The organism is Streptomyces sp. Z26, assembly GCF_003665095.1.
Lineage (GTDB): Bacteria > Actinomycetota > Actinomycetes > Streptomycetales > Streptomycetaceae > Streptomyces > Streptomyces phytohabitans.
The window spans coordinates 93,984-119,924 of record NZ_RCHV01000002.1 but is presented as its reverse complement, the minus strand read 5'-3'; the positions used below and the strand labels follow the sequence as shown (position 1 = coordinate 119,924).

Genomic DNA, 25,941 nt, shown 5'->3' with positions numbered 1-25,941 from the left:
GCGAACCGGATCGTACGTGCCGGGTGGCGGCCCGCACAGGGTGGCGCGCGGCCCCGTGCCGACACCGCCGCCGCGCGCGGGACCGCCCGCCGTACGACCGCCGTGGTGCGGCGCGGGCGGCGGTCATAGGATTCGCCGGTGACTCCCGTACGGATACCGCCGCGCGCCCGCCCCGTCCGCACGTACGCGCCGGGCGCGCGCAGATGACGCCGCACGGCCCCGGCGCCGGGGCGCCCGCGCCCGGGGCCGCCGAAGCGCCCGAAGTGCCCGAGGCGGAGGCGCTGTTCGCGGAGCTGGAGGCCGACGCGTACGGGCCCGACTCCGACCGCGCCCTGGTCCCGTACGCCCGGCTGCTGCGGCTGCGCGCCGAGCGGCCCGACGCGTTCGGGGAGGACGCCGCGCACCGGCTGCACCGGCTGTTCAAGTGGGCGCCCGGCGGCCTCCTCGGCCGCCCCGAACTGCCCCTGGCCGTCCTGGAACGCTGGCAGGCGGAGGCCGCGCACCGGCACCGGCTCGCGGAGCACTCCGAACGGGCCGTGCGCCAGAACGAGTTCGCCCTCGCCCTGCACACCGGCGACACCGCCCGCGCCGCCCGCGCCCACGACGCCTGGCTGGCCGCCGACCGCGACGCGTCGAGCGACTGCGCCGCCTGCGAACTCCACGAACAGGGCGCCTGGCAGGCCCGGCTCGGGGACGACGCGGCGGCCCTGCGGATCTGGGCACCGCTGCTGGACGGCACCGTCGAGTGCCCCTACGACCCGTACGCCGTCCTCACCTCCGCGCTGCTCCCGCTGGCCCGCACCGGCCGTACGGACGAGGCGCGCGCCGCCCACCACACCGGCTACCGCATGGTGCGCGCCCTGCCCGACGCCCGCCGCGAACTGGCCGCGCACGTCGAGTTCTGCGCCCTCACCGGCAACGAGCGGCGCGCCCTCGCCGTACTCGACGAGCAGGCCCGGCTCGCCGCCCACGGCGTCGCGCGCTGGGAGCCGGGCGACGACCCCGGCGGCCACCTCGACTGGACCGTGTGCGTGGCGCTGCTGCTGCGGCGGCTCACCGGCCTCGGCCACGCCGCCGTACCGGTCTCCGGCCCGCCGGGCCGCGAGTGGACCGTCGTCACCCTGCTGGAACACGCCGCCGACGAGGCCCTCGCCCTCGCGGGCGCCTTCGACGCGCGCAACGGCACCACCGCCGTCAGCGACGCCGTACGCGCGCGCATGGCCGCCGAACCCCTGCCCGGCACGGTGCCGTTGGGGCTGCGCCACCCGCCGCTCGGCGGCGGCGCCGCACACGGCGACGCCGGTCACCCCGACGACGCGTCGTTCGCGGGCGCCGACCCGCTCGCGCTCCTCGCGGAGGCCCGCCGCCGCAGCGACGAGGGCCACCCCAGCGCGCCCGCCTACTGGCGGCGCGCGGAGGACGCGGTCGCCCGCGCCGGGATCGTCCTCGGGGACGCGGAACGCGCCGAACTCCTCGACCACCACGCCATGCGCACGGCCCGTACGGACCCGGCCGCGGGCGCCGCGCTGTTCACCGACGCCGCCGCCCTCTTCCGGGCCGCCGGGCGGCAGGGCGACGCCGTCGCCTGCCAGGCACGCGCCGCGCTGGCCACCGCCTTCGCCGGGGACACCGCGACCGCCCTGGAACGGATCGCGCCGCTGTGCGCGCAGGCCCTCGCGCTGCACACGCGGGGCGCCGCCGGGGTGCGGCAGACGACGGCCGTACTGCTGTCCCGCGCGCGGATACGGGCCACGGCGCTCGCCGCCGCCGAGGGCGCGGCCGACGGCGGCCGGGACCCCGCGACCGCCCCGGACCCCGCTACCACCCCGACCGCCGCGGCCGTCGACGCCGAACTCGTCGAGCTGATCGGCTTCGCGGAGCCGCACCGCGCCGAACCCGGCGTCCTCGCCCGCATCGCGGAGGCCACCGAGGCGCGCGGCCGCGTCGCCGGGCAGTCCGGCGACCCCGGCGCCGCCGCCCGCCTGCTGGCCGACGCCACCCGCGCCTACCACGCGGCGGACCGCCCCTGGCAGGCCGTCGAGGCCGAACTCGCCCTCGGCCGCGCCCTGCTGGCCGACGGCGCCGCCGCCGAGGCGGAGAACGCGCTGCGCGCCGTGCTCCGCGACTCCCGCTACGACGGCGCACTCACCCCCGCCCAGCACGCGCGCGTACGGCTGGCGCTGGCGGAGGCCGTCGGCGCGCGGTCCGGCCCCGACGAGGAGGTCGCGCTGCTGCTGGAGGCCGCGCGCCTCGCGGACGGCGCCGCCGACGGCGACGGCACCCGCGAGACGGAGGCCCTCGCCGCGCGCGCCCGGCTCCGCCTCGGCGGCGCGTACGTCGGCCTGGGCCGCTGGGCCGAGGCCGCGACCGTACTGGAGAACGCGCTGCCCGACCTGCTCCCCGGCGCCGGTCCCCGCGACGCCGTGCAGGCCCGCCGCTGGCTGGGGGAGGCCCTCACCGGCACCGGCGAACCGGGCCCCGCCGCCGACCAGTTCCTCGCCGCCGCCGAGACCGCCGCCCCCTGGACGGACCAGGGCGACCACGCCATGCTCACCCACCTCGCCGCCGACGCGCTGCTGCACGCGGGCCGCACCGGCGAGGCCGAGGAGGCGTACGCCCGCGCCGAAGGGCTGTGGGTGCCGCTGGGCGACACGCACGCCGCCGTACGCGCCCTGCGCTCCCGCGCCTGGATCGCCGTCGACGGCGCGCGCGTGCCCGAGGCCATCGACCTGATGGAGGCCGCCCTCCAGCAGGTGGAGGGCGGGCTGCGGCACGCCGCGACGGAGGACGAGCGGACCGGGCTGCGCGGCGAACTCGGCCAGACCTACCGGCAGACCGCCGAACTCCTCCTGCGGACCACCGCCGGGCCGCCCGACGAGGAACGCGACCCGCCCGAGCGGTACGACATGAGCCGCGTCGTCTACGAGGAGGCCGTCGTCTTCGCGGAGCACGCCGCGACCGCCTTCGGCACCTGCGGCCCGGCCGGGCTCGACGCGCGCGCGGGCGCCGAACTCCTCGCCGCCTGGCTGGAGATCGGCCTCGCCCGGTACGCCGCCGCCGCCGAACGCGCCGCCCGCGTGCTCGACGCGTGCCCGCCGGACGCCCCCGACCCCGACGGCGCGCTGGAGAGCCGCCGCCGCGAGGCCGCGGCCGTACTGGCGGAGGCGGGCGCCCCGGTCTGAGGGCGCCCCGGCCCGACGGCGCGCGGCGCCCGTACGACCGCCGGGGCTACGGGGTCACCGGCTCCCGCACCGTGTCCAGCACCACCCGCGCCACCAGCGCCGGGTCGTCGTGCATCGGCACGTGCCCGCAGCCGCGCAGCCGCACGAGCCGCGCGCCGGGGATCACGCGTTTCGCGCGCACGCCCTGGCGGCGCGGCAGCAGCCGGTCCCGGTCGCCCCAGGCGATCGTCACCGGGACGTCGGGTACGTCACTGGTGAACAGCGTGTCCGGACGGGCCGCGGCGGCCAGCGTCCGCGTGAAGCCCGGCGCGTCCCGCAGCGCCGCCGTCTCGGCGACCGCGGCCTCCGGCGAACGGCGGCCGGGGTGCGCGTAGATGGTGCCCAGCAGCGCCGCGCGGCCCGCCGCCGACCGCGCCAGCCGGGCCACCACGGCCTCCGGCGCGGCCGTCGCGGCGGCGTGCATGCCGCGCAGCACCACGCCCGTGTACACCCGTTCCGCCTCCGTCCAGAACCCGGCGGGGGAGAGCGCCGTCACCGACGCCGCCCGGCCGTGCAGCCCGAGGTCGAGGGCGAGGAGCCCGCCGAGGGAGTTGCCGACGACGTGCGGGCGTTCCAGGCCGAGCGCGGTCAGCGTGGCGGCGAGCACCGGACGCATGCCGCCGCGGTCGTAGCCGAGTCCCGGCGGCAGCGCCGGGGAGGCGCCCATCCCGGGCAGGTCGAGGGCGACCACCTCGTGCGAGGCGGCGAGCAGCGTCAGCACCGGCTCCCACGCCTGCCAGTGGTGCCCGATGCCGTGCAGCAGCACGATCCGCCGCCGGTCCCCGTGCCCGCCGTCCGTGCCGCGCCGCTCGTACGCGACGTCGAAGGCGGGCCGCCCGCCGGCGGCGGGGACGTGGACGACGGACCGGGTGGCGCGTACGGGTGCGTGCGGGGAGGCGACGGACATACGGGACTCCTTCGGGGACAACGGGCGCTGCGTTGGACACGATGTCAGCAAGCTGCGCGCGGCGGAAGGGTGTTACCGACCGGTCCGTACGGGGAGCGCGCGGCGCCCGTACCCCCGGGTGGCAGGATGGTCCGGTGGCAGCAGACGACACCGCGACCGGCACGGCGACCGATGTCTTCGAGGAGCACCGCGGCTTCCTGCTGGGTGTCGCGTACCGCATGCTCGGCCGCGTCGCGGACGCCGAGGACGTCGTCCAGGAGAGCTGGCTGCGCTGGTCCGCCGCCGACCGCGGCGACGTGCGCGAGCCCCGCGCCTACCTCGCCCGCGTCACCACCCGCCTCGCCGTCGACCGGCTCCGCCAGGTACGGGCGCGGCGGGAGACGTACGTCGGCCCGTGGCTCCCGGAGCCGCTGCCCACCGACCTGCACGCGCCGCCGTCCGTACCGGACGGCGCGGAACGCGTCGTGCTCGCGGAGTCCGTGTCCTTCGCGGTGCTCGTGGTGCTGGAGTCGCTGTCGCCGCTGGAGCGGGCGGTGTTCGTGCTGCGGGAGGCGTTCGGCTTCCCGTTCGCGGAGATCGCGGCCACGCTGGAGCGCAGCGTCCCGGCGGTACGCCAGCTGGCGAGCCGCGCCCGTAGCCACGTGGAGGAGCGCCGCCCGCGCTTCGAGGCCGACCCGGAGCAGCAACGGGACCTGACCGAGCGCTTCCTGGCGGCGGCCGCCGCCGGTGACCTGCCGGGGCTGCTCGCGGTGCTCGCCCCGGACGTGCGCCTGATCGGGGACAGCGGCGGCAAGGCCAAGGCGCCGCGCCGGATCATGGGGTCCGCCGACAAGGTCGGCCGCTTCGTGGCCGCCATCGCGCAGCAGGGGATCACCGGCCTCGACGTCGCGCTCGTCGAGTTCAACGGCGCCGTCGGCGTGCTCGCCACCAGCGACGGCCGCCCGCACACGGCGCTCGTGCTGGACGTCGCGGACGGCTGCGTCCACTCCGTCTATCTGGTCACCAACCCGGACAAGCTCGCCCGGCTCGCGCCCTGACGCGCGGCGGGCCGTACGGACCGGGTGCGCCCGGCCCGTACGGAGCCCGCCGGAGTCCGGTCAGAGCCCGCCGGAGACGCGCAGCACCGCGCCCGTCGTGTACGACGCCTCGGGCGACAGCAGCCACGCCACCGCGTTGGCGATCTCCGACGGCTCGCCGGGCCGCCCCAGCGGGGTGATCGCCGCCTTCTTCCACGGCCGTTCCGCGTCACCCATCGCGGCGTGCATGTCGGTGAGCACGGTCCCGGGCTGTACGCAGTTGACGCGTACGCCCTCGGGGCCCAGCTCCTTCGCCAGCCCGACGGTCATCGCGTCGACCGCGGCCTTGGTGGCGGCGTAGTGCACGTACTCGCCGGGGCTGCCCAGGGTCGCCGCGCACGACGAGATGTTCACGACGGCCCCGCCGCGCCCGCCGTGCCGCCGCGACATCTCCAGGGCGGCGCGGCGCGCGCAGAGCAGCGCGCCCACCACGTTCACCTCGACGACGCGGCGCAGCACGGCTGTCGGGGTCTCGGTGAGGCGGCCCAACGGGCCGGTGATCCCCGCGTTGTTGACGAGCCCGGTGACCGGGCCGAGGCGGTCGCGGACCGTGGCGAAGAGGGCGTCGACCTGCTCCTCGTCGCAGGTGTCGAGCCGTACGGCCACCGCCGCGCCCCCGGCCGCGCGGACCGCCTCGGCGGTCTCCTCGGCCGCGTCGGCGGCGTGCTCGTAGCCGATGCCGACGTCGTGCCCGTCGGCGGCCAGCCGCCGGGCCGTGGCGGCGCCGATGCCGCGACTGCCGCCGGTGACGACCGTCACGGGCCGTTCCTCCCGATGTGTCATCCCGCCTCCCAGAAATGAGCGATGATCGATCATTACAGCGGGGAAGTGACCGCGACAACCGTACGGCGCCGGGAAATGCCCGTCGCCGGGCATCGGCCGGGCATTGGTCTTGACCAAGTCCCGGGGGCGGCCATATCGTCGATACGCAACAACCTTTAATAAAGAATCACGCGTAAAGCCTGGGCTGGGCTCGACGATCGGGGAGGCAACGGTGGGGACCACGCAGCTGGAGACGGTGCCGGAGCCGAAGTACTGGCATCTGCGGACCGTGTTGTCCGACGCGCTCGACTCCGAGTTCGGCGTCGGGGAGGTCCTGCCGAACGAACGCGAGCTGGCCGCCCGGTTCGGCGTCGCCCGCGCCACGCTGCGGCAGGCGCTCGAACAGCTGGAGCTGGAGGGCCGCCTCCAGCGCAGGCGCGGCGTCGGCACCACCGTCGCGCCGCCCCGTATCGGCCTCGACGTGGGCCCCACGCACGACAGTTGGGGCGGCCTCGCCGACGACAGCTGGCAGACGGACGGCTCCGAGGACGTCACGCCGCCCGCCTCCGTCGTCCGGCTGCTGGCCACGTCGCCGTCCGCCGTGGTGCACGCCGTCCGCCGGACCCGGCTCAACCACGGCCAGCCGGTCGCCACCGAGCTGCTGTACGTACCCGCCGCCACCGTGCCCGCCGCGGCCGGTCCCGGCGAGGGACTGGACGACGTGGCCCGCGCGCAACTGGTGCTGCGCGAGCTGCGGCGGCTGGAGCTGGAGGGCCAGGACCGCGCCGTGGAGCTGGGCTCGGCGCAGGCGGACGACGCCCGCCAGCTCGACCGGCTGCCCGGCGCCCCCGTCCTCGTGGTCACCACGCGGTACTTCGCGCAGGGCCGCACGGCCGCGGTCGGCGTCTCCACCTACCGCGCCGACACCTGCCGGCTCACCTTCGGGGAGAGCGACCCGGTCGCCCTGGTGGCCAGCTGACACCACGAGCCGACACCGCGAGCCGAGACCAGGAACGGACACCTCCGCCCCGTCCCCGCGCGTACGGCCCGGCCCCTCGCGGGGAGCCGGGCCGTACGTGTGCCGTCAGCCGCCCGGCGGGAAGGACGGCGGCGCGGAGTCGGCGCCGGTGCCCCAGCCCCCGGCCCGGTCGGCCAGGGTGTAGTCGAGGGTGCCGCCCTCGGTGACCAGCGAGCCCGGCACCCAGGTGCGGTCCGAGTCCTCGCCGTCGACGCGGACGCCCGCGATGTACGCGGCGCCGTCCGCCGCCTCCGGCGCGTTGATCCGCAGGGTGTTGCCGTTCCCGCCGTGCACCACGGCCGTCGGGAACACCGGTGCCGACAGCACCAGGTCGGCCCGGCTGGGCACCTGCGGGTAGACGCCGAGGGCGGAGAAGACGTACCAGGCGGACATCGTCCCGGCGTCGTCGTTGCCCGGGATGCCGCCGTGGCCCGTCGTCCACAGCTGGTCCAGCTCGGCGCGCACCGTCTCCTGCGTCTTCGCGGGCGTGCCCAGGTAGTTGTAGAGGTACGGCGCGTTGATGTCCGGCTCGTTCGTCGGGTCGTAGCGGGTGTCGTCCTCCGCCGAGAAGTCGAACTTCCCGTCCGGCGTGCGGAAGAACGCGTCCAGCCGCTCCTCGGCCCGCTCCTTGCCGCCCATCTTCTCCGTCAGTCCGGCCACGTCGGAGTAGACCATCCACGTGTAGCGGGCGCTGCTGCCCTCGACGAAGCCCTCGCCCGTCGCCGGGTCGAAGCTGTCACCGGCCCAACTGCCGTCGCGCTCGCGGTTCCGCATGTAGCCGCCGTCGTCGGTGGCGTCGGGGTCGAAGACGTTCGCCCAGTTCCCGGAGCGGCGCAGGAACTCCTTCGCGTTCGCCTCGTCCCCGAGGCGCCCGGTCAGCTCCGCCAGGCCGAAGTCGGCCGCCGCGTCCTCCAACGTCTCGGCCGCGCCGCCCCAGCAGTGGCAGTCGTCGGCCGGTACGTACCCCTCGTCCAGGTAGAAGTCCAGGGCGGGCCGCTGGCCGACGCACTCCACGGGGCAGCCGTCGTCGGACGAGTCGTTCGCCGTCGGCTCCTTCGCCGCGCGGACCAGGGAGTCCACGGCGCCGCGTACGTCGAAGTCGTCGGCCCCGAAGGCGTGCATCCCGGCGAGGGCGACCGCGGACGGGTCGCCGGACATCACGCTGGTCTTCGCGTGGTGCAGCAGCCAGCGGTCCCACTCGCCGTCGCGCTGACCCGCGAAGTTGTAGAGGGACTGCGCGTAGTCGCTCGCGGCCTCGGGCGACAGCCAGGCCATCAGCTGCACCTGCGCCCGGTACTGGTCCCAGCCGGAGAACGTGCCGAACTGCCGCTCCTGGCCCTCGCTCAGCCGGTGCGTCTTCTCGTCCGCGCCGGTGTAGTTGCCGTCCACGTCGTTGGCGACGGTCGGCTCCAGCATCGAGTGGTAGAGCGCGGTGTAGAAGGTGGTGAGGCGCTTCTGGTCGTCCCCGCCGACCTCGATCCGGCCCAGCTCCTCGTTCCAGTCGGCGGTGGCCTCCTCCGCGACCTTCCCGAAGTCGGTGCCCTCCGGGTTCTCCGCCGCCAGGTTGGCCTCGGCGCCCGCCTCGCTGACGTAGCTGACCGCGACCCGCGCGCCCACCTCCCCGACGCCCTCGTCGAACGTGACGTACGCGCCGGAGCCCTTGCCCGCCCGCGCGTCGCCGTCCTCGTTGTAACCGGTGCCGCCGGAGGCGGAGGTGGCGCCCGGCTCCAGGTCGCCGTCCCGCCAGCCGCCGGTCTCCGCGAACGGCTGGTCGAACTGCGCGGTGAAGTGCAGCGTGTACATCCGGTGCCGGTTGTTCTCGCTCTGCGGGCCGCAGAAGTTGCCCGCCTCGACCGAACCGGAGACCGTACGCCGCTCCTTGTCGACCTTCACGTCCGCGGCGGTGCTGCCCGTCTCGGAGTTGGAGGTACGGAACAGCAGCGACGCGGCCTTGTCCTCGGGGAACGTGAAGCGCCCGCTGCCGGTGCGCTCCGTGGCGGTCAGCTCGACCCCGGCGCCGCTGTCCAGCCCCACCTTGTAGTAGCCGGGCCGCGCCTCCTCGTTCTCGTGCGAGAACGTCGACGCGTACGTGCTGTCGGTGGTGTCCGCGCTCGGCGAGGAGTCGACCGCGCCGACGTGCGGCATGATCGGTATGTCCCCGCTCGCGCCGGAGCAGCCGACGCCGCTGAGGTGCGTGAGGCTGAAGCCGCGGATCTTCGTGGCGTCGTACTGGTAGCCGCCGGGCGCCGGGTTCTTGTTCTGCTGGCCCTTCGAGGTCTGCGGGCTCCAGGAGAGCATCCCGTACGGGCGGACCGCGCCGGGGTACGCGTTGCCCGCGTTGCTCGTGCCGATCATGGGGTCCACGTACTGCGCCGGGTCCTCCGCGAGCCGCGCCGCCTCCGGCGCGGCGGCCGGGGCCGAGGCGAGGGCGGGGGTGCCGGCGGCGAGCGTCAGCAGGGCGACGGCCGGGGCGAGGGCCCCGGCGCGGCCACGGCGTGCGGTCCGGCCGAACGGCCCGTGCCAGCCGCGGCGGGCACTCGGCGGCGCGGGCTCGGGGGCGCCTGGGGGAGTGGTGGGGGTCACTGGGCTCATGCGCGTGCTCCGTCGCCTTCCGTCCTCTTCCGACCTGCGCTGACCTGCTCGTTCCGGCTCCTTCCGGTACGGCGGGCGGCATGGTCCGGCCGGTGGGGACCGCCGGGTGATAACGATGTCAACGAACGGGCGCGATACTCGCCGTCAGCCCGTACGGGTGTCAAGGGTGCGGCCCGCGGACCAGCGGTGCGCGGCTGCCGTACGACGCGTGCGCGGGAAGCGGACAGCACACCTAGCGGGCCGCCGCGCCCTCCACCGCGAACAGCTGCTCCTCCGTGTGGTCCAGCGCCAGCCGCAGCGCGCCCACCGCCACCGCGGTCGCCCCCAGCGACGACAGCTCCACGCGCGGCGGCCGCAGACAGTGGCGCTCCAACTCCCGGCGCAGCGGCTCCAGTACGCCGTCCAGCCCGGACGCCCAGCCGCCGACGACCACCAACTCCGGGTCGAGCGCCAGCACCAGCGCCGCCACGTCGTGCACCAGCCGCCGTACGTACCGGTCGACGGCCTCGGTGGCCCGCGCGTCGCCGTGCCGTGCCAACGCGAACACCCGCGCCACGGCGGGCTCGTCGAGCGGCGGCAGCGGCTCGCCGGTCGTCGACAGCAGGTTCTCCGGCCGCGCCTCGCGGCCCAGCAGGTGCAGCGCGCCGATCTCACCGGCCGCGCCGTTGAACCCGCGGTGCAGACGCCCGCCGATCAGCGACCCGGCCCCCGGGCTGAGGCCCGCCAGCACGAACACCACGTCGTCCGTACCGACCGCCGCGCCCTTCCAGTGCTCGGCGAGCGCCGCCGCGTTGGCGTCGTTCTCCACCAGCACCGGGCAGCGGAACGACCGCCGCAGCCGGTCCGCCAGCGGCAGCCCCGTCCACCCCGGCAGCGCCGTGCTCAGCCCGACGGTGCCGTCCGCCCGTACGATCCCGGGGCTGCCCACGCCCACCGCGCGCAGCGAGTCGCGCGGCACCCCGGAACGGCGCAGCACGTCCCCTATCGCGCCGCGCACCTGCTCCAGCCGGACGTCGGCGCAGTCCGTCTCACCGACGTCGCGGGTCGCCGTACCGGCGTCGCGGCCGGTGAGGTCCGCCAGCACCGCCGCCGTACGGTGTGCGCCGATCTCCACCCCCAGCACGTGCCCGGCCTCGGCGCGGAAGCGGAAGCGGCGCGCGGGCCGCCCGCGGCGCGGGTCGCCCGGGACGCCCGCCTCCGGCGGCGCCTCGGCCACCAGTCCCGTCTCGATGAGGCCGTCCACGACGCCCTCGACCGTCGGGCGGGACAGGCCGGTGTCGTGGACGAGGTCGGTGAAGGTCAGCGCGGGGGGCTCGGCCGTGCCGCGCAGCGCGCGCAGCACGACGGAGGAGTTGATCCGTCGCAGCAGGGACGGGTCCCCGCCGGTGAGCCTCCCCAACGCCGCCTCCCTGCCCCGTTGCCTGTGCCGGATCGTATCCGGAACGGCAGGGCGCGGCGAGCGAGCACGAGGCTCCCGCCACTCCCGCCGCCGGTCGGCGCGGACCGGCGCGATGACGCGACGTCAACCCGTGCCGTACGGGCTCGCCCCGCCGCGCGCGAACAGCCGACGGCACCGGACGCCACCCCGTACGGGTACGCGACGCCCTCACGTCCCGCACGCCTCCGCGCGCAGCCGCCCGTACTCCTCGGCCATCCCCGCCGCCGTCCAGTGCGCGTTCAGACCGCTGGGGTTGGGCAGCACCCAGACCCGGGTGGCGCCGAACGTCCGCTCCTGCGGCCCGATCCGCGCCTTGCGGTCGTCGAACGCCGCGCGGTACGCCGTCACGCCCACCACCGCCAGCCAGTCCGGCCGCCACTGCCCGACCCGTTCCGCCAGCGCCCGCCCGCCCGCGACGTACTCCTCGCGGGCGAGTTCGTCGGCGCGGGCACTGGCCCGCGGCACCACGTTGGTGATGCCGAGGCCCAGGCCGAGCAGCTCCCGCTCCTCCCAGGGCGCGAACCGCCGCGGGGTGAAGCCGGAGGCGTGCAGGACGGGCCAGAAGCGGTTGCCGGGGCGGGCGAAGTGGTGGCCGGTGGCGGCCGACCACAGCCCCGGGTTGATGCCGCAGAACAGCACGCGCAGCCCCGGCCCCGCCACGTCGGGCACCAACCGGTCGCGGGCGGCGTCCAGTTCGGCGGGCGTCGGACGCGGGGGAGGGGCCGGGGCCGGGCCGGTCAGAGGATCGACCCCGGGGTGTACGCGGCGGCCTCCGGATGCCGCTTCACGACCTCCTCGATCCGCGCCACGACCGCCGCGACCTGCTGCGCGGCGGCGCCGGTGAACGACAGCCGGTCCGCCATCAGCGCGTCCAGCGCGGCCCGGTCCAGCGGCACCCGCGCGTCGTCGGCCAGCCGGTCCAGCAGCACGTTCCGTTCGGCGCCCGCGCGCAGTTCCAGGGCGGCGGCGACGGCGTTCTCCTTGATCGCCTGGTACGCGGTCTCGCGCCCCACACCCGCCCGCACCGAACCCATCAGCACCTTCGTCGTGGCCAGGAACGGCAGGAAGCGGTCCAGCTCGCGGGAGACGACGGCCGGGAACACCCCGAACTCGTCGAGCACCGTCAGGAACGTCTCCAGCAGCCCGTCGAACGCGAAGAACGCGTCCGGCAGCGCCACCCGGCGCACGACCGAGCACGACACGTCGCCCTCGTTCCACTGGTCGCCCGCCAGCTCCCCGGTCATCGACGCGTAGCCGCGCAGGATCACGGCGAGGCCGTTGACGCGTTCGCACGAGCGGGTGTTCATCTTGTGCGGCATCGCGGACGAGCCGACCTGGCCCTCCTGGAAGCCCTCCGTCACCAGCTCCTGCCCGGCCATCAGCCGGATCGTCCGCGCCAGCGAGGAGGGGGCGGCGGCCAGCTGGACGAGCGCGGTCACCACCTCGTAGTCCAGCGACCGCGGGTAGACCTGCCCGACGGAGGTGAGGGCGCGCGGGAAGCCCAGGTGCGCGGCCGTACGGCGCTCCAGCTCCGCCAGCCGCTCCGGGTCGCCGCCGAGCAGGTCCAGCATGTCCTGGGAGGTGCCGACGGGGCCCTTGACGCCGCGCAGCGGGTAGCGGCCCAGCAGGTCCTCCAACCGCCCGTACGCCGCCAGCAGTTCGTCGGCGGCGGTCGCGAAGCGCTTCCCGAGCGTCGTCGCCTGCGCGGCCACGTTGTGCGAACGGCCGGTCAGCACCAGCTCCGCGTGGTCCGCGGCGAGCCCGCCGAGCCGCGCGAGCAGCGCGACCGTGCGGTCCCGTACGTGCTCCAGGGACAGCCGGATCTGGAGCTGCTCCACGTTCTCGGTGAGGTCCCGGGACGTCATGCCCTTGTGGATCTGCTCGTGCCCGGCGAGCGCGTTGAACTCCTCGATCCGGGCCTTCACGTCGTGCCGCGTGACCTTCTCCCGCGCGGCGATCGACGCGAGGTCGACGCGGTCCAGGACGCGCTCGTAGTCGGCGGGCGCGCCCTCGGGCACGTCCACGCCGAGGTCCTGCTGCGCGCGGAGGACGGCGAGCCACAACCGCCGTTCCAGCAGCACCTTGTGCTCGGGGGACCACAGGACGGCCAGCTCCGCGGAGGCGTAGCGGCCGGCCAGGACGTTCGGGATGCGGGGCTTCTCGGTCACGCGGGGGAGTCTACGGCGTGTCCTCACCGGGCCACGGCGCCAGCTCCGGCCGCTTCGGCGGACGGCCGTCGCCGGAGGAGCGCCCGGTCAGCCGCCGTACGACCCACGGCGCCAGGTGTTCGCGGGTGAAGCGCAGATCCGTGCGGCGGCGCGCGGTCCAGCCCTGCCGCGCGGAGGGCGGCAGCGGGCTGCGCCAGTCCGACTCGGCGGCGTTCCCGAGGCACTGCCAGACGGCCTCCGCGACGCGGCGGTGGCCCTCCTCGGTGAGGTGCAGCCGGTCGTCGGCCCAGAAGCGCTGGTCCCCGAGGGGGTCCCCGGTGTACAGGTCGACGAGGACCGCGCCGTGCCGTCCCGCCAGCTCCTCGACGAGGGCGAACAGCGCCTCCATCCGGTCCCGGTAGCGGTCCTGGACGGGGCCGTTGCGGGCCGGGTTGCACATCAGGACGAGCTGCCCGCAGGCCGGGGCGAGGGTCTCGACGGACTCCTCCAGCAGGGCCCGTACCCGTGCCATGTCGCAACGGGGGCGGAGGGTGTCGTTGCCGCCGCCGACGAGCGTGACGAGGTCGGGCTTCATCTCCGCCGCGACGGGGACCTGGGCCTCGGCGATCTGCTGGATCAGCTTGCCGCGTACGGCCAGGTTGGCGTAGCGGAAGCCGTCGGCGCGGGCGCCGAGGCGGGCGGCCAGCAGGTCGGCCCAGCCGCGGTACGTACCGTCCGGCAGCCGGTCCGACATGCCCTCGGTGAACGAGTCGCCGAGCGCGACGTAGCTGCTGATCAGGGGTGGTGTGGGTGTGCTCTCCATGGCCCGTGCAGGATATCCCCGGCCCCCCGGGGCGCCCGTGCCGGGTCCGGTGTGCGGGCGGCCGGTGTCCGTGCGCCCGCACACCGGCCGTACGTCAGCCCGCCCGCGGCCCGCCCACCAGCTGCCGCAGCACGTCCTCCATGGTGACCAGCCCGGCCGCCCGCCCGTTCGCGCCGATGACCGCCGCCAGGTGCGTACCGCCGCCGCGCATCGCGCCCAGCACGTCGTCCAGCGGCATCGAGTCGCGGACGACCGCGATCGGCCGCATCGCCGTCAGCGGGAACGGCTCGTCGCGCGGGGCCGCGTCCAGCGCGTCCTTGACGTGCAGGTAGCCCATGGCGCGGCCGTTGCGGCCCACGACGGGGAAGCGCGAGTAGCCGGACTCCGCCGACAGCCGCTCCAGCTCCTCCGGGGTGACGCCCAGCGGGGCCGTGACCGCCGCGCCGAGCGGCCGCGTCACCTCCGACACGGGCCTGCGGCCCAGCTCCAGGGCGTCCCGCAGCCGTTCCGTGGCGCGGTCGTCGAGCAGCCCCGCCTCGCCGGAGTCGTCGACCATCCGGGACAGCTCGTCGTCGGAGAACGTCGACTCGACCTCGTCGCGCGGCTCCACCCGCAGCAGCTTCAGCAGGCCGTTGGCGAAGGCGTTGACGGAGAACACCACGGGCCGCAGCGCCCGGGAGAGGGTGACCAGCGGCGGGCCCAGCAGCATCGCGGTACGCAGCGGCTCGGCCAGCGCGATGTTCTTCGGCACCATCTCGCCGAACAGCATGTGCAGATACGTGGCCACCCCCAGCGCGATCGCGAACGACACCGGGTGGATCAGCCCCACCGGCACCCCCACCGCGTGGAACACCGGCTCCAGCAGGTGCGCGATCAGCGGCTCCGCGACGACGCCCAGCACCAGGTTGCACAGCGTGATGCCCAGCTGGGCCGTGGCCAGCAGCGCGGAGACGTGCTCCAGCCCCCAGATCACCTTGCGGGCCCGCCGGTCGCCCTCCTCCGCGAGCGGCTCGACCTGGCTGCGCCGTACGGAGATCAGGGCGAACTCGCCGCCCACGAACGCCGCGTTCAGCACCAGCGTCAGCAGCCCGACGAAAACCTGCACGAGCATCATCGCCAGACCCCCTCTTCCTCGTCCTGCTCCTCCGTCGGCGGCGGCCCCGTCAGCCGTACGCGCGCGGCGCGGCGCCCGCTGGCGTCCGCCACCTCCACGTGCCAGTCCGCGACCTCCAGCACGTCGCCCGCCACGGGGATCCGGCCCAGCTCCGCCGCGACCAGCCCGGCCAGGGTCTCGTACGGGCCCTCTGGCGCGCGCAGCCCGATCTGCTCCAGCTGGTCGGTACGGGCGGCGCCGTCCGCGTCGAACCGCGGCCGCCCCTCGGTGTCCTCGCCCGCGGGCGCCAGGTCGGGCCGCTCCTGCGGGTCGTGCTCGTCGCGGACCTCGCCCACGACCTCCTCGACGATGTCCTCCAGCGTGACGACGCCCGCCGTGCCGCCGTACTCGTCGATGACGACGGCGATGCTCCGCTCGCCGCCCGGCATCCGGTCCAGCAGCCGGTCGACGGTGAGCGACTCGGGCACCAGCAGCGGCTCCCGCATGAGGGCCGTCACGGGCCGGGTGGGCCGTTCGGCGGCGGGCAGCGCCAGGACGTCCTTGATGCGGACGACGCCGACGACGGTGTCCATGCTGCCCTCGTACACGGGGAAGCGGGACAGACCGGTGGCGCGGGTCGCGTTCGCCACGTCCTCGGCGGTGGCCTGCACCTCCAGGGCGGTGACCTGGACGCGGGGCGTCATCACGTTCTCCGCGGTCAGCTCGGACAGGTGCAGGGTGCGGACGAACAGGTCGGCCGTGTCCGGCTCCAGCGCGCCCTCCTTGGCGGAGTGCCGGGCCAGCGCGACCAGTTCCTGCGGCGAACGGGCGGACGCCAGCTCCTCGGTGGGCTCCAGGCCGAGGCGGCGCAGGATGCGGTTGGCGCTGTTGTTGAGGTGCCGGATCAGCGGCCGGAACGTCGCGGAGAACGCCCGCTGCGGCGCGGCGACGCGCTTGGCCACCGGCAGCGGGCTGGAGATCGCCCAGTTCTTCGGCACCAGCTCACCGACGACGATGACGAAGACGGTGGACAGCGCCGTACCCACGATCAGCGACACGGACGAGGCCGCCGACGCCGGTACGCCGAGGGAGGTGATCGGGCCGGAGATCAGCCGCGCGATGGACGGTTCGGCCAGCATGCCCACGAGCAGGTTGGTGACGGTGATGCCGAGCTGGGCGCCGGACAGCTGGAAGGTGAGGGACGTGACGGCCTTGAGCACGTTGGCGGCGCCGCGCTCGCCGTTCTCCACGGCCTTCTCCAGCTCGGCGCGGACGACGGTCGTCAGGGAGAACTCGGCCGCGACGAAGCAGCCGCAGGCCAGGGAGAGCAGGACGGCCACCAGGAGGAGGAGCGTCTCGGTCATCGGGTCACCCCCGTCCCGTGGTGGGAGGGGGTGGCGGTACGTGCGCGACGGCTCGGGTCGGCGCAGCGGCGGGAAGGAGGCTCGCCCATCTGCGGACGCTCACACCTTTCGTGGGGAGGAAGTTCGTGGGGGTGGTGGTGCGGTGGACGACTCATGGTAAAGGGGCCGCAAAGGCCCGACTGCGGGCGGGGCGGGACGTCCCGCCCCGGGAGGAAGCGGGACGTGGCACGCGTACCCGGCGGGGCGCGGTCCATCCCCGTACGGGCGCCGGACCCTCCGCCGTACGGGCCGGGGAGCGGGCCGTACGCACCGCCGCTTGTCGTGATAGCGTTCCGGCGCTAGCGTGAAGGTGTGGCCAAGACGCAGCTGAACGTACGGGTGGACGAGGAGACCGCGGAGACCGCCCGCGAGCGGGCCCTCCAGAGGGGGATGAGCGTGAACCGCTACATCGAGGAACTGGTCCAGCGGGACGCCGGGGAGGTCGGACACACCTTCGTGGACGCCGCCGCGGACTTCATGAAGAGCTACGAGTCGGTGTTCGCCGAGGAGTTCGGCGCCAGGGAGAGCGAAGGCCGCAGCGGTCGGTGACCCTCCGTATCGACCTGGCGTGGCTGCTGATCATCGCGGACGAGAAGACCCCCGGTGACCCCCGCGTCACCGACTACGGCGCGCTCATCGCCGCCATCAGCCGCCACGAGGCCGCCGTCTTCGACCGCCCCGTCTACGCCGACGCGCACGAACGCGCCGCCGCCCTCCTCCAACTGCTGCTGCACGTCCCCGCCCTGGAGCGCTCCAACGCGCTGTTCGCCTCCGCCGTCGCGTACGCCTACCTGGTCGCCAGCGGGCTGAAGGTCGCCACCTCGCCCGAGCAGATCCGCGACCTGGCGCGGCTGGTGAAGGACGGCATGGCCGACGTGTACGCCATCGCGGAGGAGCTGCGGACCTGGAGCGTCTGAGCCCCGCGCACGGGGACGCCCGTACGTCGCCCCGGCCGCGCGCCCCGTCGGTACGCGCTACGGCGCCGCCGCCCGGTCCGCCCCCGGCGCTCCCGCCGTACGCGCCGCCCGCCACTCCGGGGCGAGCACGGACCAGACCTCCATGTCGTGGCGCGTCCCCCGGTACGCGTAGCTCTCCCGCAGCACACCGTCCCGCGTCATGCCCAGCCGCCGGGCGACCGCGATGCTCGGCAGGTTCGCCGACGCCGCCCACCACTCGACGCGGTGCACGCCGCGTTCCTCGACGGCCCAGTCGACCAGTACGCGCACCGCCCGCGTCACCAGGCCACGGCCCACGGCCGACGGCTCCAGCCAGCAGCCCGCCTCGGCCGTCCCCTGCACCGTGTCCAGGGTGCGCAGCAGGACACCGCCGACGAGCGCGCCGTCCAGCCGGATGCCGTGCAGCCGCCCGGTGTCGGCGGCGGCCCGGTCCGCGTACTCCCGCAGGTACGCGCGGCTCGACGCCAGGTCGGTCACGACGTCCGGCAGGCCGTTGTAGCGGCCGATGAACTCCCGGCCGCGGTCGATGTGCGCCAGGAACTCGGCGGCCCGCCACGGCTCGACCGGGCACAGTTCCGCGCCGTCGTCGCCCAGGGATGTCGCGAGCATGGCACCCTCCACGTTCCGCACGGGCCCGGCGGCCGGGCGCCGTCTCGGCGCCGGGATCGTCTCACGCCCGTACGGCTGCGGGCCACGGACCGCGCGGCCCGTACGCGCGTCGGCCCCAGGTCGTACGCGCCGCGCCGTCGTCCCTACGCCGTGGCCGCGTCCGGCCCGGCCCAGTGGCCGCCGAGCGCGGGCGCCAGCCAGCCCGGCGCCGCCGCGCGGAACCCGGCCGGATCACCGGCCGCCGCGCCCTCGGGCAGCAACCCCACCAGCGGCGCCCCGGCGGCCACCGGCAGGTCCGCGAGGTTGCAGCGGCAGGCCAGGTCGGGGTCGGACGGCCAGGCGCCGACCAGCACGCCCGCGCACGCCAGGTCGCGCCGGGACAGCGCCTCGGCCGTCAGCGCCGTGGAGTTGAGCGTGCCCAGCCCCGCCGACGCCACCACCAGCACCGGCGCCGCCAGCAGCCGCGCCGCGTCGGCCAGCGTGGCGCCCGTACGGTCGTCGAACCGTACGAGCAGCCCGCCCGCGCCCTCCACCAGCACCAGGTCGTGCCGCCCGGCCAGCTCCGCCGCCGCCTCCGCGACCGCCTCCGGGCCGACCGGCGGCAGGCCCGCGCGGCGGGCGGCGGTGGCGGGCGCCAACGGCTCGGGGTAGCGGGCCAGTTCGGCGGTGGTCACCGCGTCGCCCGCCAGCCGTACGACCTCCGCCGCGTCGCCCGGCTCGTACGGGCCGACGCCCGTCTGCGCCGGCTTCAGCACCGCCACCGACCGCCCGGCGCCCAGCGCCGCGGCCGCGACCGCCGCCGTGGCGACGGTCTTCCCGACGCCGGTGCCCGTACCGGACACCACCATGATCGCCATCGTGCTCCCGCTCCGTACCCCGCCCGCGCCCCCACGCTCCCGGCGCGGCCCTGTCCACCCGGTCCCGTTCAGCCCGCCGCTGCCGCCGCGCGCACCGCGGCGCAGATCCGCGCCACGTCCTCGTCACCCGTCACGTACGGCGGCATCGTGTAGACGAGGTCGCGGAACGGCCGCAGCCACACGCCCTCCCGCGCCGCCGCCCGCCGGGCCGCCGCCATGTCGACCGGCCGGTCCAGCTGGACGACGCCGATCGCGCCCAGCACCCGTACGTCCACCACGCCCGGCACGTCCGCGGCGGCCTCCAGCCCCTCCCGCAGCCCGGACTCGACGCGCTTCACCTCGCCCGCCCAGTCCCGCTCCAGCAGCAGCGAGACCGACGCGTCGGCCACCGCGCACGCCAGCGGGTTGCCCATGAACGTCGGCCCGTGCGCCAGCACCGGCACCTCGCCCGAGGAGATCCCCTCGGCCACGCGCGGGGTGCAGAGCGTCGCGGCCAGCGTCATCATGCCGCCGGTCAGCGCCTTCCCCAGGCACATCACGTCCGGGGTGATGCCCGCGTGCTCGGCGGCGAACAGGGCGCCCGTACGCCCGAACCCGGTGGCGATCTCGTCCAGCACGAGCAGCACGCCGTACTCGTCGCACGCCTCGCGCAGCACCCGCAGATAGCCGGGGGAGTGGAAGCGCATGCCGCCCGCGCCCTGCACCACCGGCTCCACGACGACCGCCGCCAGCTCGTCGGCGTGCCGCGCGACCAGCTCTCGCAGCGCCGCCACGTACGCCGGGTCGGGCTCGGCGTCGAAGCCCGCCGGGGGCTCGTCCGCGAAGACCTGCCGGGGCAGGACGCCGGACCACAGCCCGTGCATCCCGCCCTCCGGGTCGCACACGGACATGGGGTGCCAGGTGTCGCCGTGGTAGCCGCCGCGCCAGGTCAGAAGCCGCTGCTTGCGGGTGTTCCCCGTCGACCGCCAGAACTGGAGGCACATCTTCACCGCGACCTCGACCGACACCGAACCGGAGTCGGACAGGAACACGTGCTCCAGACCGTCGGGCGTGAGGTCCACGAGCCGCTTCGCGAGCCGTACGGCGGGCTCGTGCGTGAGCCCGCCGAACATCACGTGGCTCATCCGCCCCAGCTGCTCCACCGCGGCGTCGTGCAGCACCGGGTGCCCGTAGCCGTGCACGGCGGACCACCAGGACGACATGCCGTCGACCAGCTCCCGCCGCCCCTCGACCGGTTCGGCCAGCCGCAGCCGTACCCCGGACGCCGACTCGACCAGCAGCGGCTCGTCCCGGCCGGGCATCGGCCCGTACGGGTGCCACACGTGCTGCCGGTCCAGCGCGAGGAGTTCGGCGGCGGGCAGGGGGCCCGGCTCAGGCATTGGGCGGCAGGTCCGTGCCCGTACCGCGCCTGCGGACGCTGACCAGCTCCTCGACGCGGTGCTCGGGCAGGGTGGTGGTGTCGGCGCCCTCCACCTCGAAACCGGCGTCCGCGATCATGTCGAGGTCCGCCTTGCCCTCCTGGCCCTCACTGGTCAGGTAGTCGCCCAGGAAGATGGAGTTGGCCAGGTTCAGGGCCAGCGGCTGCATCGAGCGCAGCTGCACCTCGCGGCCCGCGGCGAGCCGTACCTCCGCGTCCGGGCACACGAACCGCACCATCGCCAGGATGCGCAGGCAGCGCTGCGGCGTGAGGTTCCACTCGTCGGCCAGCGGGGTGCCCTCGAACGGGATGAGGAAGTTGACCGGGATCGAGTCCGGGTCCAGACCGCGCAGCGCGAACGCCACGTCCACCAGGTCCTCGTCCGACTCGCCCATGCCCGCGATCAGCCCCGAACAGGCCGACAGGCCGCCCTGCTTGGCCTTCCGTACGGTGTCCACGCGGTCGTCGAAGCCGTGCGTGGTGCAGATGTCGGCGTAGGTCGCCTCGGAGGTGTTCAGGTTGTGGTTGTACGCGTCGGCGCCCGCCGCGCGCAGCCGCTCGGCCTGGCCGTCGGAGAGGAAGCCGAGGCAGGCGCACACCTCGACGCCCTCGTTCTGCTCCTTGATCGCCGCGATGGTGTCGGAGACCCGTTCCACGTCCCGGTCGGTCGGGCCGCGGCCGCTCGCCACCACGCAGACCCGCTTCGCGCCCCCGGCGACCCCGGCCTTCGCGGCGTTGGCGGCCTCCTCCGGCTTCAGCCAGGTGTACTTGAGGATCTCCGCCTTCGAGCCCAGCCGCTGCGAGCAGTACGAGCAGTCCTCGGGACACAGCCCGGACTTGAGGTTGACCAGGTAGTTGAGCTTCACCCGCCGCCCGAACCACCGGCGGCGCACCTTCCCGGCCGCCGCCACCACGTCGAGGAGTTCGTCGTCGGATGTGGCGAGTACGGCGAGTGCCTCCTCGCGCGTCGGGGATTCGCCCCGCAGCCCCTTGTCCACCAGTGCGTTCAGCAGGTCCATGGCGCCGATACTCGCCTACGGCGGCGGTGTCGGCCAAGGAGGGAGTCCACAAGATCGGTTGATTCCGGTGTGGGTATCGCCACACCCTGTCCGCCCGCCCGCGCGGCTACGTTCTATGGTCGGCGGACAGGAGCGCCCGCCGAGCCGGGCGCCCGCGCCGCGCCCGCCCCGCCGCCGTACGCCGACCGCCGCCGCCCGCGAGACCGAGGACCGCCCACCCATGCCCGTACCGCCCAAGGACCCGTTCGGCTGGCTCGACGCCGCCGCCGAGCAGCGCCGCCGCGACGGCCTGACCCGCACCCTGCGCCCCCGCCCCGCGGACGCGGGGCCGCTGGACCTCGCGGGCAACGACTACCTCGGCCTCACCCGCCACCCCGCCGTCACCGCCGCCGCGGCCGACGCCGCGCACCGCTGGGGCGCCGGTGCCACCGGCTCCCGGCTGGTCACCGGCTCCACCGCGCTGCACGCCGAACTGGAGGCGGCGCTCGCGGAGTTCTGCGGCTTCGAGGCCGCCCTCGTGCTGTCCTCCGGGTACGCCGCCAACCTCGCCGCCGTCACCGCCCTCACCGGACCCGGCGGCCTCGTGGTGTCCGACACCGCCAACCACGCCTCGCTCATCGACGGCTGCCGCCTGTCCCGCGCCGACACCGCCGTCGTCGCGCACGCCGACCCGGACGCCGTACGCAAGGCGCTCGACGCCCACCAGGGGCGGGCCGTCGCCGTCACCGACTCGGTGTTCTCCGTCGACGGCGACGCCGCCCCGCTGCCCGCGCTCGCCGCCGCCTGCCGCGCGCACGGCGCCGCGCTGCTCGTGGACGACGCGCACGGCCTCGGCGTCCTCGGCGACGGCGGGCGCGGCGGCCCGTACGCGGCGGGGCTGGCCGGGGCGTACGACACCGTGGTCACCGTCACCCTCTCCAAGTCCCTGGGCAGCCAGGGCGGCGCGGTCCTCGGCCCGCGCCGCGTGATCGAGCACCTGCTGAACACCGCCCGCACCTTCATCTTCGACACCGGCCTCGCCCCCGCCGCCACCGGCGCGGCGCTCGCCGCCCTGGAGGTGCTGCGCGCCGAACCCGGCCGTCCCGCGCGGGTGCGGGACGTCGCGGCGGAGCTCCACCGGCGCTTCACCGCCGCCGGGTTGACCGCCCGCGAGCCGGACGCGGCCGTGGTCTCCGTACGGGCGCCCTCCCCGGAGGCGGCCGTCCGCTGGGCGGCGGACTGCCGGGCGGAGGGCGTCGCGGTCGGCTGCTTCCGGCCGCCGTCCGTCCCCGACGGGGTGTCCCGGCTGCGCCTCACCGCCCGCGCCGACCTGGGCCCCGACGAGGTGCGCCGGGCGGCGGACACGGTGCTGCGCACGGCGCCGCCGGGCGCCTGAACGGGCGGGCGCGCGGCGTGACCGCCGGTCTCAGGGGACGCCCGCTCCGCGCCGTAGCGCCCACGGCAGCACGGCCCACAGACCCGCGCAGGTGAGCAGCGCCAGCCCGCCCGTCAGCGCTCCCGCCGCCCGGCCCAGCACCACGTCCACCACCAGCGTCACCGCCCCGGCCAGGGCGAGCGCCAGCACGGCCAGTCCGTACGCGGCGAGGCGCGACGACACGTCCACGATCAGCCGCTTGGCGCCGCGCCCGAACAGCGTGCGGTGCAGCGCGGCGGGCGCGGTGAACAGGGCGGCGGCCAGCACCGCCAGCAGCAGCGTCGTGAGGTACGTGCCGCGCTGGTACGCGTCCAGGTCCGGGAAGCGTTCGGTGAACGCGAGCGTGAGCAGGAACGCGAACAGGATCTGCACCCCCGTCTGCGTCACCCTCAACTCCTGGAGCAGCTCCGCGAAGTTGCGGTCGGCCTGCTCGTACGGCGTCTCGTTCCGCGCCGCGTTCGGCGTCCCGTCCCCGGCCCTCGCGCGGCACTCCCCGGCATCCATGCACACCGGGTAACCGCTGGGGAGCGCTTCAGTCCCGCCGCCCCGGCGGGACCGCCACCCGGGACGCCCGCCGCTCGCCGTCCAGCACGCGCAGCGCGCGGGCCAACACCTCGGCGTGCAGCTCCCGTTCGCCGCGCTCGTGCATCACGGCGAGCGCGTCCCGCAGCTCCGCGGCGCGACCGGCGAGGGCCTGCGCCGCGCGCAGGGCGCCGTACGTGTCGCCGCCGCGCGCCGGGTTGGTCCGGCCGAGCAGGTCCACCACCTCCAGGTAGCCGTCGACGTACCGGCCCTCCGCGCGGGTGAGCGCGGGCAGCGGCGGCAGCTCCGGCGGGAGTGCGTGGCTCACCGGCTCGCGCGCCCGGCGGCGGACCGCTTGCGGGAGACGGTGACGCGGTCGATCAGGCCGTACTCCCGGGCGCCCGCCGCGTCGAGGACCATGTCCCGTTCGATGTCGGCGCGGATCAGCTCCACCGGGCGGCCGGTGTGCCGCGCGTACATCTCCTCCATCAGCTCGCGGGTGCGCAGCATCTCGCGCGCCTGGATCTCCAGGTCGGCTGCCTGCCCCTGGACGGGCTCGGAGAAGGACGGCTGGTGCATCAGGACACGCGCGCCGGGCAGCGCCAGCCGCTTGCCGGGGGTGCCCGCCGCCAGCAGCAGCGACGCGGCGGAGGCGGCCTGGCCCATGCAGACCGTCTCGATGTCGCAGGTGACGAACGCCATCGTGTCGTAGATGGCGGTCATGGCGGTGAAGGAGCCGCCGGGGGAGTTGATGTAGAGCGAGATGTCCTGGTCGGGCGCCGCGTGTTCGAGGTGCATGAGCTGCGCCATCACGTCGTTGGCGGAGGTGTCGTCGATCTGCGTGCCGAGGAAGACGATCCGCTCGTCGAGGAGCTTCGAGTACGGGTCGAGGGTCCGGGTCCCGGCGCTGGTGCGCTCGGTGAACTCGGGCAGGACGTAGCGGACGGTGATCCCGGTGGCGTACGTGCGGGGGCGGTCCATGGCCACACCTCTCGTCGGGTGACGGGGCGCCCGCGCGGGCGCTCTGTCAAAAATGTACAGGACGTACATGACGTTATGCTGGGAGCATGGCCTACGAGATTCCGGTGACGCAAGCCCGCGCAGCCCTCGCCGAACTGATCAACCGCGTCGTGTACGGCGGCGAACGGGTCGTCGTGACCCGGCACGGCAAGCCCCTGGTGGGTCTCGTGTCCGCCGCTGACCTGGCACGACTCGAAGCCCTCAGCGAGGCCGAGCGGGACGGGGTGATCAGCACCGTCTCCAGCGTCCGCGACCTCCCGTCCGCTCCCGGCGAACGGCGCCGGTTCGGCATCGCGGCGGAACACCGCGGCCCGGACACCGGGGAGCGGCGTCCGGGCCGTCGGGACTGACCGGAGCGGGAAACGGCGGAACGGGGCGCCGGGGGAGTGCGGGAACGCGGAACGGCCCGCACGCGTCCTGCGTGCGGGCCGTACCGTCGTACTCGTCCGTGCGTGGTGCCGTCCGTGCCCGGCGTTCCGCGGGTGGTGGGCGGAGTCCGCTCAGCCGCCGCGCGGCACCCGGACGGGTGGCACCCGGGTCAGGAGCTGAGCTCCCAGACCGCGTGCGCGAGGGCGTCGCTGTTGGCGTCCAGGGCCTCGGTGTTGAGGTTGTCCATGCCGTCGCACTGCGAGTGGTAGCACTTGTCGAAGGCCTCACCGGCGGTGCCGTTCCACTTGGCCGCCTGGTCCTCGGTCATGACACCCTCGGCACCGGTGAACAGACCGCCGACCGGGATGCCCGCGTCGGAGAACGCCGCGTGGTCGCTGCGGCCCTCGGTGCCCTCGGCGGGCTCGGTCTCGATGTTCTTCCCGGCGAAGTAGTCCGTGAAGACCTTCTCCAGCGCCTGGTCCTCCTGGTACACGAAGTACCCGGGGTTCGGCGAGCCGATCATGTCGAAGTTGAGGTAGCCGCCGATCTTGCCGCGCTCGGCCTCGTCGAGGCTGTCGACGTAGTGGGTGGAGCCCACCATGCCCAGCTCCTCGGCACCCCACCAGGCGAACCGGAGGTGCTTGGAGGGCTCCAGGTCGCCCGAGGCCACCGCGAGCGCGACCTCCAGGAGGCCGGCCGAGCCGCTGCCGTTGTCGTTGATGCCCGCGCCCTCGGTGACGGAGTCGAGGTGACCACCCGCCATCAGGACGTCGTCACCGCTGCCGCCGGGCCAGTCGGCGATCAGGTTGTAACCCGTCGCGCCGCCCTCGTCGAACTCCTGGACCTGGGTCTCGAACCCGGCCTCGTCGAGCTTGCCCTTGACGTAGTCCACGGACGCCTTGTAGCCCGGCTCGCCGTGCGCGCGGTTGCCACCGTTCGCCTGGGCGATGGAGTCCAGCTCCTTGAGGTGGCCCTGGACGTTCTCGACGGAGATGTCGGGCGCGGCGGCGGCGTCGGAGGACTGCTCGCCGGCCTGGGCTCCGGCGACGGTCAGCAGCGACGCGGCGAGGGCGGTGCCCGTGGCCACGGCTATGGCGGAACGTCGCTTCACTCTGTGTATCACGATGTGGCTCCGATGTTCTGTGGGGGGAGGTTGCGGAGCTGCGCCACCAGGACGGCTGACGCGCGCATGATGATTCTTTGCGGCGGGCCGCTCGTCAAGGCCGCTCTGTGAACAGAGCGTCGCGCGGAGCGGACTTCACGGTGTACGGACTCCCT

Annotated in this window: 23 protein-coding genes and 1 pseudogene; 7 read left to right on the top strand and 17 right to left on the bottom strand. The window is 75.4% G+C overall.

What is annotated here, in order from left to right; translation table 11 throughout:
• The first annotated feature begins 203 nt into the window (after positions 1-203).
• Entirely contained in the window at positions 204-3,182 is a 2,979-nt protein-coding gene (locus D7M15_RS00520; RefSeq protein WP_127201702.1) for a tetratricopeptide repeat protein, read from the top strand.
• Positions 3,183-3,228: 46 nt separating this feature from the next.
• Here the strand turns inward: D7M15_RS00520 and D7M15_RS00515 are convergent, their stop codons facing one another.
• A complete protein-coding gene (locus D7M15_RS00515; protein WP_121515658.1) occupies positions 3,229-4,128 on the bottom strand; it encodes an alpha/beta fold hydrolase in 900 nt (299 codons plus the stop codon).
• Between the two features lie 134 nt (positions 4,129-4,262).
• Here D7M15_RS00515 and D7M15_RS00510 point away from each other — a divergent pair, with 134 nt between their 5' ends.
• Positions 4,263-5,165 carry an RNA polymerase sigma-70 factor gene (locus D7M15_RS00510; RefSeq protein ID WP_276314409.1) on the top strand — a complete coding sequence of 301 codons (903 nt, stop codon included), beginning with the start codon at positions 4,263-4,265 and terminating at the stop codon, positions 5,163-5,165.
• A gap of 60 nt (positions 5,166-5,225) precedes the next feature.
• Here D7M15_RS00510 and D7M15_RS00505 read toward each other — a convergent pair whose 3' ends face one another.
• Positions 5,226-5,987, bottom strand: coding sequence for an SDR family oxidoreductase (locus D7M15_RS00505; RefSeq protein ID WP_121515656.1), 762 nt, complete (start codon positions 5,985-5,987; stop codon positions 5,226-5,228).
• A 211-nt stretch (positions 5,988-6,198) separates the two neighbouring features.
• Between D7M15_RS00505 and D7M15_RS00500 the strand changes: the two genes are divergently transcribed.
• The gene (locus D7M15_RS00500) at positions 6,199-6,945 is read left to right on the top strand and encodes a GntR family transcriptional regulator (RefSeq protein WP_121515655.1); all 747 of its coding nucleotides are present in this window, start codon (positions 6,199-6,201) and stop codon (positions 6,943-6,945) included.
• A 108-nt stretch (positions 6,946-7,053) separates the two neighbouring features.
• On the opposite strand, the pseudogene D7M15_RS00495 reads toward D7M15_RS00500, so the two are convergent.
• The 7 genes and pseudogenes from D7M15_RS00495 to D7M15_RS00465 form a co-directional block, all read right to left on the bottom strand.
• Positions 7,054-9,441, bottom strand: a pseudogene (locus D7M15_RS00495) (GH92 family glycosyl hydrolase); the annotation flags it as partial.
• 367 nt (positions 9,442-9,808) lie between these two features.
• On the bottom strand, positions 9,809-10,975 hold the full coding sequence (locus D7M15_RS00490; protein ID WP_121515653.1) for an ROK family protein: 1,167 nt from the start codon (positions 10,973-10,975) through the stop codon (positions 9,809-9,811).
• A gap of 207 nt (positions 10,976-11,182) precedes the next feature.
• Entirely contained in the window at positions 11,183-11,674 is a 492-nt protein-coding gene (gene mug / locus D7M15_RS00485; protein WP_240649074.1) for a G/U mismatch-specific DNA glycosylase, read from the bottom strand.
• A 77-nt stretch (positions 11,675-11,751) separates the two neighbouring features.
• Entirely contained in the window at positions 11,752-13,182 is a 1,431-nt protein-coding gene (purB, locus tag D7M15_RS00480; RefSeq protein WP_121515652.1) for an adenylosuccinate lyase, read from the bottom strand.
• 10 nt (positions 13,183-13,192) lie between these two features.
• Entirely contained in the window at positions 13,193-13,984 is a 792-nt protein-coding gene (locus D7M15_RS00475) for an SGNH/GDSL hydrolase family protein (protein ID WP_121515651.1), read from the bottom strand.
• 94 nt (positions 13,985-14,078) lie between these two features.
• A complete protein-coding gene (locus tag D7M15_RS00470; RefSeq protein ID WP_121515650.1) occupies positions 14,079-15,098 on the bottom strand; it encodes a hemolysin family protein in 1,020 nt (339 codons plus the stop codon).
• Positions 15,095-16,441, bottom strand: coding sequence for a hemolysin family protein (locus D7M15_RS00465; RefSeq protein ID WP_121515649.1), 1,347 nt, complete (start codon positions 16,439-16,441; stop codon positions 15,095-15,097). The genes D7M15_RS00470 and D7M15_RS00465 overlap by 4 nt, the downstream gene beginning before the upstream one ends.
• A 351-nt stretch (positions 16,442-16,792) precedes the next feature.
• Between D7M15_RS00465 and D7M15_RS00460 the strand changes: the two genes are divergently transcribed.
• Positions 16,793-17,029, top strand: coding sequence for an antitoxin (locus D7M15_RS00460; protein ID WP_121515648.1), 237 nt, complete (start codon positions 16,793-16,795; stop codon positions 17,027-17,029).
• Entirely contained in the window at positions 17,026-17,397 is a 372-nt protein-coding gene (locus D7M15_RS00455; RefSeq protein WP_121515647.1) for a fic family toxin-antitoxin system, toxin component, read from the top strand. Before D7M15_RS00460 ends, D7M15_RS00455 begins: the two co-directional genes overlap by 4 nt.
• 57 nt (positions 17,398-17,454) lie before the next feature.
• On the opposite strand, the gene D7M15_RS00450 is transcribed toward D7M15_RS00455, so the two are convergent.
• From D7M15_RS00450 to bioB, 4 genes are all read right to left on the bottom strand, one after another.
• A complete protein-coding gene (locus D7M15_RS00450; protein WP_121515646.1) occupies positions 17,455-18,045 on the bottom strand; it encodes a GNAT family protein in 591 nt (196 codons plus the stop codon).
• Between the two features lie 143 nt (positions 18,046-18,188).
• Positions 18,189-18,902: a dethiobiotin synthase gene (gene bioD / locus D7M15_RS00445; protein WP_121515645.1), complete on the bottom strand. Its 714-nt coding sequence runs from the start codon at positions 18,900-18,902 to the stop codon at positions 18,189-18,191.
• 68 nt (positions 18,903-18,970) lie between these two features.
• Positions 18,971-20,281: an adenosylmethionine--8-amino-7-oxononanoate transaminase gene (locus D7M15_RS00440; protein WP_121515644.1), complete on the bottom strand. Its 1,311-nt coding sequence runs from the start codon at positions 20,279-20,281 to the stop codon at positions 18,971-18,973.
• The gene (gene bioB / locus D7M15_RS00435) at positions 20,274-21,338 is read right to left on the bottom strand and encodes a biotin synthase BioB (protein ID WP_121515643.1); all 1,065 of its coding nucleotides are present in this window, start codon (positions 21,336-21,338) and stop codon (positions 20,274-20,276) included. Before bioB ends, D7M15_RS00440 begins: the two co-directional genes overlap by 8 nt.
• 220 nt (positions 21,339-21,558) lie before the next feature.
• Here bioB and D7M15_RS00430 point away from each other — a divergent pair, with 220 nt between their 5' ends.
• Entirely contained in the window at positions 21,559-22,713 is a 1,155-nt protein-coding gene (locus tag D7M15_RS00430) for an 8-amino-7-oxononanoate synthase (RefSeq protein ID WP_121520058.1), read from the top strand.
• 30 nt (positions 22,714-22,743) lie between these two features.
• On the opposite strand, the gene D7M15_RS00425 is transcribed toward D7M15_RS00430, so the two are convergent.
• Genes D7M15_RS00425 through D7M15_RS00415 form a run of 3 tightly spaced genes read right to left on the bottom strand, consistent with a single transcriptional unit; the run spans position 22,744 to position 24,255 of the window.
• Complete coding sequence (locus D7M15_RS00425; protein WP_121515642.1) at positions 22,744-23,256, bottom strand: DUF6328 family protein; 513 nt, start codon at positions 23,254-23,256, stop codon at positions 22,744-22,746.
• Positions 23,257-23,284: 28 nt separating this feature from the next.
• Positions 23,285-23,602, bottom strand: a complete 318-nt coding sequence (locus D7M15_RS00420) for a hypothetical protein (protein WP_121515641.1) — start codon at positions 23,600-23,602, stop codon at positions 23,285-23,287.
• Positions 23,599-24,255: an ATP-dependent Clp protease proteolytic subunit gene (locus D7M15_RS00415; RefSeq protein ID WP_121515640.1), complete on the bottom strand. Its 657-nt coding sequence runs from the start codon at positions 24,253-24,255 to the stop codon at positions 23,599-23,601. The genes D7M15_RS00420 and D7M15_RS00415 overlap by 4 nt, the downstream gene beginning before the upstream one ends.
• A gap of 86 nt (positions 24,256-24,341) precedes the next feature.
• Here D7M15_RS00415 and D7M15_RS00410 point away from each other — a divergent pair, with 86 nt between their 5' ends.
• Positions 24,342-24,644 carry a type II toxin-antitoxin system Phd/YefM family antitoxin gene (locus D7M15_RS00410; RefSeq protein ID WP_121515639.1) on the top strand — a complete coding sequence of 101 codons (303 nt, stop codon included), beginning with the start codon at positions 24,342-24,344 and terminating at the stop codon, positions 24,642-24,644.
• 188 nt (positions 24,645-24,832) lie between these two features.
• Here D7M15_RS00410 and D7M15_RS00405 read toward each other — a convergent pair whose 3' ends face one another.
• A complete protein-coding gene (locus D7M15_RS00405) occupies positions 24,833-25,783 on the bottom strand; it encodes a M28 family metallopeptidase (protein ID WP_240649542.1) in 951 nt (316 codons plus the stop codon).
• Positions 25,784-25,941 lie beyond the last annotated feature (158 nt).